12 protein-coding genes are annotated in these 12,881 nt (G+C 48.0%); 4 read left to right on the forward strand and 8 right to left on the reverse strand.

Annotated features, from left to right (window positions below):
* Positions 1-103 precede the first annotated feature (103 nt).
* The 5 genes from HMPREF9469_RS01930 to HMPREF9469_RS01950 are packed head-to-tail and all read right to left on the reverse strand — an operon-like array spanning position 104 to position 6,060.
* Entirely contained in the window at positions 104-2,092 is a 1,989-nt protein-coding gene (locus HMPREF9469_RS01930) for a TRAP transporter permease (protein WP_007858628.1), read from the reverse strand.
* A 21-nt stretch (positions 2,093-2,113) separates the two neighbouring features.
* On the reverse strand, positions 2,114-3,211 hold the full coding sequence (locus HMPREF9469_RS01935) for a TAXI family TRAP transporter solute-binding subunit (RefSeq protein ID WP_007858629.1): 1,098 nt from the start codon (positions 3,209-3,211) through the stop codon (positions 2,114-2,116).
* A gap of 41 nt (positions 3,212-3,252) precedes the next feature.
* Positions 3,253-4,071, reverse strand: a complete 819-nt coding sequence (locus HMPREF9469_RS01940) for an MTAP family purine nucleoside phosphorylase (RefSeq protein WP_007858630.1) — start codon at positions 4,069-4,071, stop codon at positions 3,253-3,255.
* Positions 4,068-5,393 (reverse strand): amidohydrolase family protein, encoded by a 1,326-nt coding sequence (locus HMPREF9469_RS01945; protein WP_007858632.1) that lies wholly within the window; start codon positions 5,391-5,393, stop codon positions 4,068-4,070. The genes HMPREF9469_RS01940 and HMPREF9469_RS01945 overlap by 4 nt, the downstream gene beginning before the upstream one ends.
* Complete coding sequence (locus tag HMPREF9469_RS01950) at positions 5,365-6,060, reverse strand: MBL fold metallo-hydrolase (RefSeq protein WP_007858634.1); 696 nt, start codon at positions 6,058-6,060, stop codon at positions 5,365-5,367. Before HMPREF9469_RS01950 ends, HMPREF9469_RS01945 begins: the two co-directional genes overlap by 29 nt.
* A 200-nt stretch (positions 6,061-6,260) precedes the next feature.
* Between HMPREF9469_RS01950 and HMPREF9469_RS01955 the strand changes: the two genes are divergently transcribed.
* From HMPREF9469_RS01955 to aroA, 4 genes are all read left to right on the forward strand, one after another.
* The gene (locus HMPREF9469_RS01955; RefSeq protein WP_007858636.1) at positions 6,261-6,956 is read left to right on the forward strand and encodes a Crp/Fnr family transcriptional regulator; all 696 of its coding nucleotides are present in this window, start codon (positions 6,261-6,263) and stop codon (positions 6,954-6,956) included.
* Between the two features lie 161 nt (positions 6,957-7,117).
* Positions 7,118-8,140, forward strand: a complete 1,023-nt coding sequence (aroF, locus tag HMPREF9469_RS01960) for a 3-deoxy-7-phosphoheptulonate synthase (RefSeq protein WP_007858638.1) — start codon at positions 7,118-7,120, stop codon at positions 8,138-8,140.
* Positions 8,141-8,218: 78 nt separating this feature from the next.
* Positions 8,219-9,352, forward strand: coding sequence for a prephenate dehydrogenase (locus HMPREF9469_RS01965; RefSeq protein WP_007858641.1), 1,134 nt, complete (start codon positions 8,219-8,221; stop codon positions 9,350-9,352).
* Positions 9,353-9,379: 27 nt separating this feature from the next.
* Complete coding sequence (aroA, locus tag HMPREF9469_RS01970; RefSeq protein WP_007858642.1) at positions 9,380-10,657, forward strand: 3-phosphoshikimate 1-carboxyvinyltransferase; 1,278 nt, start codon at positions 9,380-9,382, stop codon at positions 10,655-10,657.
* Between the two features lie 103 nt (positions 10,658-10,760).
* Here the strand turns inward: aroA and HMPREF9469_RS01975 are convergent, their stop codons facing one another.
* The 3 genes from HMPREF9469_RS01975 to HMPREF9469_RS01985 all read right to left on the reverse strand — a co-directional run bounded on the left by HMPREF9469_RS01975 (position 10,761) and on the right by HMPREF9469_RS01985 (position 12,797).
* On the reverse strand, positions 10,761-11,534 hold the full coding sequence (locus HMPREF9469_RS01975) for a ZIP family metal transporter (RefSeq protein WP_007858643.1): 774 nt from the start codon (positions 11,532-11,534) through the stop codon (positions 10,761-10,763).
* Positions 11,535-11,599: 65 nt separating this feature from the next.
* A complete protein-coding gene (locus HMPREF9469_RS01980; RefSeq protein ID WP_007858644.1) occupies positions 11,600-12,235 on the reverse strand; it encodes a cytidylate kinase-like family protein in 636 nt (211 codons plus the stop codon).
* 22 nt (positions 12,236-12,257) lie between these two features.
* The gene (locus tag HMPREF9469_RS01985; RefSeq protein WP_007858645.1) at positions 12,258-12,797 is read right to left on the reverse strand and encodes a cysteine hydrolase family protein; all 540 of its coding nucleotides are present in this window, start codon (positions 12,795-12,797) and stop codon (positions 12,258-12,260) included.
* Positions 12,798-12,881 lie beyond the last annotated feature (84 nt).

Consider the following 12,881-nt stretch of genomic DNA (forward strand, 5'->3'; position numbering starts at 1 on the left):
TGTACAATCTTATCTTTTTCCCGCCGGAATTGTATGAATAGCATTGGGGAATCCGGCAAAGGGGAATAGCAGAATGGATACCATTCTTCTATCCCCCGCTTTATTAACCTTGCTTCTGCCGTATCAACAGTCTATTCTGGGATAGTCCTGTCACTACCATCACCGTTACACCGATCACATCTGTCAACGTAGTTGGTATTACCATCAAAATGGCGGCCACTGCAACAACGGCCCTTTGCCATCTCTGCATTTTTGTAAGCATCCATCCCTCTACCGCCGTGCTAAGCAGCATAACTCCTATCACCGCAGTAACGATCTTTTCAATAACCCAAATAGTGACTAGGCCATCGCAAAACAGAAGGTCAGGTGAATTAATGAATATCATGGGAACCAGAAAGCCGCCCAACGCTAATTTAAATGCCTGCCATCCTGTCTTTCCCGGATCAGCATTTGCTAATCCGGCCGCCGCATAAGCTGGTATTGCCACTGGCGGAGTCACATTAGCCAATAAACCAAAATAAAAAACAAACATATGCGCTGCCAAAACCGGCACATTAAATCCACTGATAAGAGCAGGGGCAGCTACGGTTGAAAGCAGCATATAGACAGATATGGTAGGCAGTCCCATCCCCATGACAATACAGATAACTGCGATAAGTATGCAGGAAATCGTGAAGTTTCCCCCAGCCAATTTCAATATGACGTTACTCAGTGTCTGAGTAATACCCGTCAAATTACAGACTGCCGTAATCATATTGATACCACAGCACATTGCCGCTACGCTCACCAACCGTTTGCCGGACAATTGCAGGCACTGCCATATATCTTTTAAACCCAAACGCGTCTTTTTCTTACACGCAGCTATGAGGACACAAAGTGGTATGGCACGAACTCCCACCCAGGTAACCGTGTAGCCAACGCACAGCATAACTACAACAAATATAAACGGCAGGAATAGATATCCATCTTCTTTGAGAACCAAAAGCAGCTTCGGGCAATCCTCTTTTGCAAGCCCCCTAAGGCCCAGTTTACAGGCTCTAAGATGTACCATTGCAAAGCAGCCCGTATAATATAATAAGACGGGTACAATGGCTGCCAGACATATCTTGCTGTAAGCGATTCCTGTGATATCCGCCATAATAAAAGCACTGGCTCCCATAATAGGAGGCATAAGCTGACCGGCTGTGGATGACACTGCTTCCACAGCTCCTGCGAATTCCGGTTCGTAACCTGTCTTTTTCATTAACGGAATGGTAAATGCGCCTGTAGTTACCACATTGCTAACTGCATTGCCGCTAATTGTGCCAAACAATGCGCTGGTTACTACGGAAACTTTTGCCGGGCCTCCGGCAGACTTTCCGGCAATGGAAAGGGCAAAATCATTGATAAACTGCCCTGTTCCCGTTTTTTCCATAAATGTTGCAAAAATAAGGAACAGACTAAGCACCCCGGCCACCGTACCCACATTAGATCCAAACAGTCCCTCACTGGTCAATAAAAGCTGGGAAGCGATCCGCTTTATGCTAAGGCCTGAATGCTTGAGAGCTCCCGGAGCATATTTTCCAAAATAGGCATATGCCAAAAATATTGCGATAATGATCACAATACTGGTTCCTCCAGATCTGCGTATTGCTTCCATAACTGTCAGTACCAGCAGTATGCAAAGAAATATTTCCAATTTAGAAGCAATACCGCTTCCCGTTGTAATTGAGCGGTGATTTGAGATCACATAGCCACATACAACCAGGACCGTTGCTATCATTATAAAATCATACCATCTTGGCAGCCTTCCTGTATCCTGTTTGCGCAATGCATACAGCAGAAAGATCATAGTAAGACAAAAGCACATAAATATGGCTCTGTGCATGAGCGCTTCAGGGGCGCCCACCGCACAGGTAATGTAGACATACAGGCAGAGTATTCCCCCCATAATATCCGATACCTTATATCTCCAGTCCTTACTTTCCTTCTCTACCGCAGAATCCCGATCATATTTATCCAGTAATTCCTGCTGAGTATCTGCATCCACTGTTTCAACAGAACTTAAGGAAACCGTATCCTGCCCTAAAGTTTTATTACCAGCATCTGCCATGATATCCCCCTTCACCATAGATTATTCCGTAACCCAACCTATTTCTTTAAAATACCGGACAGCACCGGGATGCATTTCCACATATGGGTCATTGTAAGTCAGTTCAAATACATCTTTGGCCGTAGTGCCGGCAAACAGACTGTGCATCCCTTCAAGTTCCTCCCAATGCTCTACAATCAGGCGTGTGATCCAATACACCTCTTCTTCATTGCAGGATGCCTTGCATGCCAAACCTGCCACGCTGACTACGCTGGACAGCTCCTCTTTTATCTCCCCCTCATAGGAGCCTGCCGGTATGACTGCTTTTGAATATCCGATTTCAGCGTTAACAATTGCTTCAACCTGCTCCTCTGTAAAATCGATCAGATAAATATCTTTTGTGGCAAACAGCTGTGAATAATTAGTCATAGGGACTGTCCCTGTCATAATCATGGCATCTGCCTGGCCATTTTGAATAAGCTCAACGCCATCTGCCGGGCTGGAATATTCAGCTTTAAACTTATAGCCGTCTGCTTCCGTATAAAAACCGCAGATTCCCATAAGATCATGGCACATATTTTCATTTCCGCTGCCCGCGGTGCCTACCACCACCTTTTTCCCAACCAGGTCATCCAAACTGTTAATTTCAGAACCTTTACGGCACGCAATCTGAACAATGCTGGAAGAATACATCATAACCAGCTTTGCATCCAGGTCAACCGGTGCATCCTTGTAGCTCCCTATACCGTTTTTGGCGCAATATAAATAGTAACTCACATTAAATCCATAGTCTCCGTCCCCGGCTTCCATTAAGTAAGGATTTTGGGCTGAACCGGCTGTAACCTGGGCTGTACAGGTAGAATCCGTATATTCAGAAATAATTTGGGCAATCGCACTCATGCTGAGCTGTGCATTCCCTCCTGAGGAAGCTCCCAACATTGTTATAAAGTCCGGCCAGTCATAACTGTCCGTAGTTTTGTTTAGTTCCTCATTTGAGGGTTCCGTGGCTTTATCTGTTGCTGCCACACTGGTTTCAGGGACTTTGGATGAAGCAATCGGCTGACCTGTACCGGAATTGCCGCAAGCTGTCATTGAAATCATGGTTACTAACGCCAATCCCATCCTGAATATTTTTTTCATTTTTATCCTCCTTTGGGTTCTTTCCCCTAACAACATTTGTATTAAAAATACCACTCCGGCCTTATGCCAAAAAATCCTTTTTCAGGCAAACCGGCGCACAAACAATCCGTTCCTTCCGGCAGCCTGCCGGCCAGATTTTTTAAAACGCGCTCTACCTTGTCTTCCATACCGTTCTTCTCATAGGCTGTCATCAGCCCCTCATCACCGCTTTGATAAATGGCAGGGCCCATTCCTGTACACATATTAATTACCATTGAAAGAGATGCATAACACATTCCAGCTTCCTTGGCAAGGACCAGTTCAGGAAACATGGGGGTTCCTATTATATCCCCTCCTATGGAATTATAATATCGAACCTCCGCAGGTGTCTCAAACCTGGGACCTTCAGTACAGATAAATGTGCCAGTGGAACAGACCGGTATCCGTTCATCAGCGCAGGCTTCAAGGAGGTATCCGCGCAGATTCCCACAGAAGGGCTCACTCATGTCCACTCTAACCCAGCAGGCATGATCTTCAAAAAAACTGAGTACCCGCTTTTTCGTAAAATCCATGGCATCATCCGGCACCACAAAATCTCCCGGACGGATATGAGGATTACAGGAACCGATTGCATTTTGGGAAATAATCTGTTTTACTCCCAATTTTTTCAATCCCCATATGTTGGATCGAAAATTTACCAAGTGGGACGCCATATCTGCATGATCTCCATAGCGCAGTATCACAGCTGTATTTACTCCATTTACCAGGCCTGTATACACCTTTGCCTCTCCCCATGGCGTAGAAACCATTTGAGACTGTCTGTTTTCCAAAAATCCTTCGGACATATGGCTTGTTATAATGCCGAACTTACAATAACTCATAACACTTTCCTCCTGTAGTGATCCATGATGGCTTTTTTCATCAACGTTTCGTCTTCCTTGATCACCTTACCTTCCGTATACACCAGATTCCCATCAATAAAAATTGAATCAACAGACGATCGGTCCATATAAAATACAACATCAGAAAGAAAACGTTCTTTATTATATCCCAAAGGGTGCCATGGCTTAACTAAAAGAACATCTGCTGCAGCCCCCTGCTCCAGCACTCCAATGTTACCCATTCCCAACACTTTGGCACATTCTGAAGTAGCCATCTTTACAAGTTTTTCATTTGATAATGCCTGATCTTTGCCTTTCAGACGACTGGCTAACGCCGCCATTTTGATTTCCTGGAACATGTCCAGCGTATTATTGCTCAGCATACTGTCAGTGCCCAGCCCTACATTAATCCCATTTTCCAGCATCTTCTTAACTGGAGAAATACCATTTCCCAGTTTCGCATTGCTGACCGGACAGTGGATAACATTGCTGCCGGTACGCCTGAGTATGGCTATATCTTCATCGTTCATTTGTACACAATGTATGAGTACTGTGCGTGGAGATAATACTCCCAGATCAGCCAGCCATTGGATAGGACGCATTCCCGTACGCGCTTTTATAGTCATCTCTTCATCCAGCGTTTCTGCAGCGTGGATTATGAACCGTTTCCCAATCATCTTTGACTTTTCATAGGTCTGCTTGATCATCCGTTCCGTGCAGCTATAGGTTGCATGGGCGCCTAAAAAGAATTGGATCCTATTATCTTTCTGATATTTTTCCTTGTACAGCTGCGTACTGTCTACAATGGAATCATAATTAGGCTTTCCATTTTTTCTGTATTCCGGAGAATTAGCCATTCCGCCTGCCAGACACCGCATCCCTGCCCGGGAACACGCATCTGCCATCAGGCCTGCTTCATATCTGGTGCAGTCACAAATACAGGTAGTCCCCCCCTTCAGCATCTCAAATACAGACATCTCGTTATTCTTTTCAATATCTTCCTGTGTAAGGGTGGATGTATAGGGAGCCAATTCCTCTGCCCACTGGGTAAAGTCTTCCGCATCGCTGATGGCGCGGTAACTATTCAGGTTACTGTGTCCATGACCATTGATCAGCCCAGGCATAGCGATCCGGTCCGATGCATCATATTCCATATAACCATCTCTCAGCAGCTCCTGTGGTGCATCCCTTCGCTCCCCAACCCAGTCGATCTTGCCTTCTGACATGAACAGCACTGCATCCGTATAAAAATGCCCTTTTTTATCTGCAGTATATAAATGTTTACAGATGATCTTATACTTTGTATTTACCATTTGTTCCATAATTGCATACCTCCAAAGGCGCATTTGTCTTAATCCAATGTGCGGTGTTAATGTTGTCGGCAAATGGGGTTCCATCTGGAAGCAGCGGACAGTCATGCCCCGGTATTATATAATCTACAATGCCAACCATCCGGCCCAATGACGATAAATAAAAGGGTGTACCCCAAATATCCTCCCTGCTTTTTATCGCATCTGCACACAGTAAGATCCTTTTTTTGTCATATACCGCTAACAAAGAGCATGAACCCTTTGTATGTCCGGGCGTATGTATCATTTCTATGCCTGACATGATCCCCATCCTGGGTTTGCGGACTACGATCAGATTAGGTTGACGCAGTATCCATAATCGGTAGGGCTCCGGTACAGGATCGCCTGGTTTGCCGCTCTCTTCTATTTCTTCCTGATGTATGTACCACTTCGCCTTTTTAAAAAGATCAATATTCCCTATATGGTCAAAATGAAGATGGCTGATTATTACGGAATCAATGTCATCGGGACTCAGATGATGATCAGCCAGTTTCATCAAAAGTCCCGGACGGTCATTAAACGCGCCTGTATCAAACAACAGATTGCGTCCGTTATCCTGAATCAGCACGACCGTACTCCATCCCAGCCATCCTCTCTCGCTGCCTCCCCCAATCCCATAAAAAAGTCCTGTGACCCTCAAATCAATTCACCCCCTTCCCGCCCCTGCCAAATAGCATCCTATGGACCAAATAGATTATAGCATGATGCAGGCGGATTCCTTTGACGCATACGAGCCATAAAGATGATTTTAAATGTAAATTACCTGCCTTTTTCAATTGTCATTAGGTAAAAATAATAGTATAATGGCCTCAATCTGAAAGGACATGCAGGTAATTACAAATGAGTTATAACTATTTCTGGCGAAATGGATATTTTGAATCATATCGTGATCAGATTTTGGAGGCCGGCGGACAATTTAAAACCTTCCCTGAAGGCATGGACATAGGTCCTTATATGAAATCTCACCGAATGGCTATTTATATTGATTGCGGACGTGTAAATATACGTGTTGTGCGAAATGACGGCAGTATCCACAATGTGATGAGTTATGGCAAGGGTAATATAATACCGATCGCCAACAGGCATGAAGAATTTATCTTAGCTCCCTATTGGCGCACGGAACCCGCTTACGGAGATATGAAAGCCATCGTATTTTCAAAAACTTTATTATGGGATTTAATGCGCTCAAATCAGGATTTTTCAGAACGTGCAGATAAAGAAATTGCCGGACGTTTGGCCTATCTCACCTTTGTACCAGTATTATACCAGGATGGTGAATGTATCAGCCGCGTATGTAATTATCTGATACATTTGGATATTTGTAAAAATATGGATAATACCATACCTAATACCACCCAGGAAGAGCTGGCCGATGCCGTGGGTAAATCCCGAAGCCAGGTTGTACGCGCCTTATCTCAGCTGCGAACTGCCGGTGCCATAAAAACACAGAGAAAAGACATTATCATTAAGGACCGCAGGATATTGATGCGGTATGCTACAGATATCATAAAAGATCTGGAGGACCAGGTATTTTAATTTGATCCTTGTTTTATTCCCCTTTTTTACTAATATACATAAAAGCGTAAAAGTTTAACGTGATAAAGTATTGACATTTAAGCCCACATGGCTTACACTGGAACGTGTTTGAAAATGGCGGGAAGTATTTCCCTGTATGACATAATAAGGAGTAATATAATATGATTATCATCATGAAACCAAACGCTTCCGAGGAAGCAGTGAGAAAGGTCACACATATCATTGAATCCAAAGGGCTTCAGGTTCATCTGTCCAAGGGTTCACAGGTTACAATTGTAGGCGTTGTGGGCGATAAGACCAGGCTTCAGGGCAGCAACATTGAAATCAGCGAGGGAGTGGACAAAGTGGTGGCTGTCACCGAGTCCTACAAGCTGGTCAACAAGAAATTCCATCCCGAGGATTCCATTGTTCCCGTGGGCAACACCCATATCGGGCCTGGAACCATGACGGTGATGGCCGGTCCCTGCGCCATTGAGTCCAAGGAACAGCTGATGGAAACCGCATTTGCAGTTAAAAAAGCAGGCGCCACCTTCCTGCGGGGAGGCGCATACAAGCCCCGCACCTCTCCTTACTCCTTCCAGGGTCTGGAAGAAGAAGGACTCAAGTATATGAAGGAAGCCAGGGAAGCCACAGGTCTTAATGTGATCTGTGAGGTCACCAGCCTTCATGCAATTGAGGCTGCCTCCCGGTACGTTGACATGCTCCAGATCGGCGCCAGGAACATGCAGAACTTTGAACTTTTAAAGGAAGCCGGCAAATCCGGTATCCCTGTATTGTTAAAACGTGGTTTGTGTGCTACCATAGACGAATGGCTGAATGCTGCTGAATACATCATTTCCGAAGGGAACCCAAATATCGTACTGTGCGAAAGAGGTATCCGTACCTACGAAACCTCCACCAGAAACACTCTGGATATCAGCGCGGTTCCCGTGATCCGGCAAAAGAGCCATCTGCCCATTATTGTGGACCCCAGCCATGCAACCGGCGTAAGGGCCTATGTGGAGCCGCTGGCCAAAGCATCCATTGCAGTGGGCGCAGACGGACTGATGATCGAAGTACATCCCTGCCCTTCCAAGGCACTGTCTGACGGACCTCAGTCCCTGACATTCCCGGCCTTTGAACAGCTGATGGCTGATCTGAAACCGTATGCGGATCTGGCCGGACGTACCTTTGAAGCAAAATAGACCAGATTGGAGCACTCCGGAACCTGAGAGTGCTCTTGTGTACTCTAGCGTACACGCTTCTTTAACGGAGGATACCGTATGGACAAATTATCAATGACCGATTCCACCATAGGATTTATTGGCCTGGGGCTCATTGGAGGTTCCATTGCCAAAGGCATTAAGCGTTCCCGGCCGGACATCAAGATCATGGCCTATATGCGATCCCGCTCCCGCCTGGAGCAGGCCAAAAGGGAGGGCATTGTGGATGTGATCCTGGACGGGATCGATGAACATCTGCGGGAATGCGATCTTATTTTCCTGTGTACGCCTGTGGAGTATAATGCGGGCTATCTGTCCGCCATCCGTCCGTTTCTCAAGCAGGGGGCCCTGATCACGGACGTGGGAAGCACCAAGCAGGGAATCCACCAGGAGATCATCCGCCAGAAACTGACCCACTGTTTTGTAGGCGGTCATCCCATGGCCGGTTCTGAGAAAACCGGATACGAAAATTCCACGGACCATCTTTTGGAAAATGCCTACTATATAGTCACTCCCCCCAGGGGCTGCGATCCTTCAGGCAGCACCTCCCTCAGTGAAAATGACCGGCGGATCATCGCCGTTGCCCACACCATCGGAGCCATACCTTTGGTGCTGGATTACCGGGAACACGACAAGGTGGTGGCTGCCATCAGCCATCTCCCCCATCTCATTGCCTCCAGCCTGGTCAATCTGGTAAAGGATAACGATACCTCCGATGGTATTATGAAGCAGGTGGCTGCCGGCGGTTTTAAGGACATAACAAGGATTGCTTCCTCCTCCCCTGAGATGTGGGAACAGATCTGCATGACCAATGTGGATCCCATAGCGGATATACTTGAGAAATATATCGCCTCCCTGAACCAGGTCCTGGACCAGATAAAACATCACAGCGGCCAATCAATTTACCAGCTGTTTGAGACCTCCAGGGATTACCGCAATTCCATTACGGAAAAGGCGAAGGGTTCTGTGGAGCCATCCTATGAGTTCACAGTGGATGTGGCGGACGAGATCGGTGCAATCTCCACGATCTCCGTTATTCTGGCTGCCAAAGGCATCAGTATCAAGAACATCGGCATCAACAACAACCGCGAGCGGGGTGAGGGCGCTTTGAAGATCGCTTTTTATGATGAAGCATCCATGGAAGCTGCCTGGCAGCGGCTGGATCAGTATAAATATGAAATGTTCCGTATGTAATCTTTTGAAAGGGCATGGTATCTGTTTATGGAATTTACTAAATCACATGGATTGCGCGGGGAGATCACTGTCCCGGGTGATAAATCCATCTCCCACCGGGCAGTGATGTTCGGTTCCATTGCAAAGGGACTGACTGAAATTCATAACTTTCTCCAGGGCGCGGACTGCCTTTCCACCATTGCGTGTTTTGAAAAAATGGGGATTTCCATCGAAAACAGGGGCGACCGGGTCCTGGTCCAGGGAAATGGACTCCACGGCCTGAAAAAGCCTGACTGTGTTCTGGACTGCGGCAACAGCGGCACCACCACACGTCTTATCTCAGGCATTCTCTGCGCCCAGGATTTCACTGTGACACTGACCGGGGATGAATCCATTCAGAAGCGCCCCATGAAACGCATCATGGACCCCTTGTCCCTGATGGGGGCGGATATCACAAGTTTACAGGGTAACGGCTGCGCTCCCCTGCTGATCAAGGGCGGTCCCGTACATGGAATCCATTACCCGTCTAAAGTGGCTTCCGCCCAGGTAAAATCCGCTATCCTCCTGGCCGGATTATACGCGGACAGCCCCACCAGCGTGACTGAGCCCTATGTTTCCAGAAACCATTCGGAGATCATGCTGGATCTCTTTGGGGCACAGGTCTCCGCTGAGGACACAACAGCCACGATCCAGCCCGCCTCTGAGCTCAACGGCGCCAAGGTCATGGTGCCGGGCGATATCTCCTCAGCCGCCTATTTTATCGCGGCCGGCCTTATGGTTCCCGGCTCCCAGGTGCTGATCAGGAATGTGGGAATTAATCCAACCAGGGATGGAATCCTTCGGGTATGCCAGGATATGGGGGCTGACCTTCAGCTCCTGAACCGAAGCGAAGGCGCAGGGGAACCCACTGCAGATATCCTGGTGCGCTGGGGCGCCCTTCACGGAACAGAGATCGGCGGAGCCATTATCCCAACCCTGATCGATGAGCTGCCCATGATCGCGGCCATGGCCTGCCTGGCTGAAGGACGGACTGTGATCCGTGATGCAGCTGAGCTTAAAGTGAAGGAATCCAACCGCATTGCCGTCATGGTGGAAAGCCTGAGGTCCATGGGCGCGGATGTGACTGAGACAGAGGACGGCATGATCATCCAGGGCGGCAGGCCTCTTCACGGAGCTTCCATTGACAGCCGCGGGGATCACAGGATCGCCATGACATTTGCAGTCACCGCCCTTTGCGCGGACGGGGCTACGGACATCAGGGGAGCCGACTGTGTGACCATCTCATATCCACGGTTTTATGAGGATCTCCAGGGGCTGATGGTTTAATGGTCTGTACGATAAGTAAAAAAGCTGCATCCTCAATTGCGCGGATGCAGCTTTTATGTTTCATATCAGAAGACCGCAGCGGTCTTGCCTAATGGCGCAGCTCCTATCCCAGAGCCACATCCAGTATCATCATCACCACAAACCCTGCGGCAAACCCAATGGTCGCCACATTGGAGTGTTCTCCCTGGGCCGATTCCGGGATCAGTTCCTCCACCACCACATAGATCATGGCTCCTGCGGCAAATGACAGGAAATACGGCAGCGCAGGCCCCAGGACCTCGGACAGCGCCAGCATAAGGAAGGCTCCAATGGGCTCCACAATACCGGACAGCATACCGTACACAAAGGCCTTTTTCTTACCCACCGCCTCCTTTAGGGGGAGGGAAATGATCGCGCCTTCGGGAAAATTCTGAATGGCAATGCCAACTGACAGCGCCAGTGCCCCTGCCATGGTGATGGAGCTGTTCTCTGACAGGAGTCCTGCAAAGGCCACGCCCACAGCCATGCCTTCCGGTATGTTGTGGAGGGTCACTGCCAGCACCAGCATGGTACTCTTTTTCCAGTTGCCCTTGGGCCCCTCTGGTTCATCCGTGTCAATGTGCAGATGGGGGATCACCTCATCCAGCAAAAGCAGAAAACCAATACCCAGCAAAAAGCCCGCTGAGGCCGGAACAAACGCCATCTTGCCAAGATGCTCACTCATGTTCATGGAAGGGATCAGCAGCGACCACACGGACGCGGCCACCATGACCCCTGACGCAAAGCCCAGAAATGCCTTCTGCACCCTTGGCTTTAATGCATTTTTCAGGAAAAACACGCAGGCAGCGCCTGCTGTGGTTCCGATAAAGGGAATCATAATTCCCGCAAATATATTCATATCTTATCCCTCGATTCTATCTAAAACATGGGGATCCTCAGACAGAACCCCCATGTTCCATAAACTTATAGAAATCCCCGCAGCTTCAGATAATCCTTGATCAGCTGGATCATCTGGTCATAGTCAATACGGCTGGCGTTAATGGGAAGGTCATAGTTCTCCATGTCCATCCATTCCCTGCCTGTAAAATAGCGGTGATACTCCGTCCTTTCCTTGTCGATCCTTCTCATACGGCGCAGCGCCTCGGCCTCATCCACCTTATCCACGTCCATGACCCTGCGGATCCTTGTAACCGTGTCCCCATAGACAAAGATGCGGATCACATTTTCCATCTGGTCCTGCAGTACATAGTTTCCGCAGCGTCCCACGATGATACATGTTTCCGAAGCTGCAAGGCTGCGGATCACAGAGGACTGGAAGCGGAACAGGTTCTCCGGTGATGTGATATGATGTCCGTCCCTGTCCGGCTCTGTCAGTTCCGGCTTCATACTGGTTACAATGCGGTACAGCAGATTGTTGCCCGCCTTTTCATCTGCCAGCCGGAAATACTGCTCTCCGATCGCGCTTGTCTCCGATGTCATCTTAAGTATTTCCTCATCATAAAAATGGATTCCCAGCTCCTCAGCCAGCCTTTTGCCCGTAAGCCTGCCGCCGCTGCCGTACTGGCGTTCAATCGTAATTACAAAATGCCTGTCATTCATAATAAAACCCCCTTGCTTATGTTTATCCCAAATCCTGTGATCCATTTCCATCTACAATATTAATATGGCACATCTTCATGGCGTTCAGCGCGTTCTCATGGCTCTTTGGCGTTACTCCCGCACAACAGGACCCATCCACCTGAATGGTCATTTCCGGGACAGCTGCCTTGATCACCATGGCGTTGGAGATCACGCAGATATCCGTGCACAGTCCCACCAGTTCCACAGTGTCATAGGATCCTTTTTCCACATACGCCGCCAGTTCCATGCTGCCAAAGGTGTGTTTCTCAAATTTCTTTCCGGTGAATGCTTTGAGTTCACCGGCAAGTTCCCATCCGGGAGTTCCCTTGACGCAATGGACTACAGGAAGTTTCTTGCCTTCCATGGTATCCAGATAATTGTCAAAATGTGTGTCCAGGGTAAATACCACCTCCTGGCCATCTGCCTCGTATTCCTTTATCTTACGGATCACATAAGGGACAATGGCCTGGGCTTCCTTGGTTCCCAAGGCTCCGTCCACGAAATCCTTCTGCATATCCACTACTATAAGTAAACGTCTCATGCAGTTTTCCTCCTTGTTATGGGCACCCATTATCTGTGGTCCAGAAGCTGTGTGCACTATATTTCTTACCATCTACAGTCTACC

Source organism: [Clostridium] citroniae WAL-17108, from assembly GCF_000233455.1.
Lineage (GTDB): Bacteria > Bacillota > Clostridia > Lachnospirales > Lachnospiraceae > Enterocloster > Enterocloster citroniae.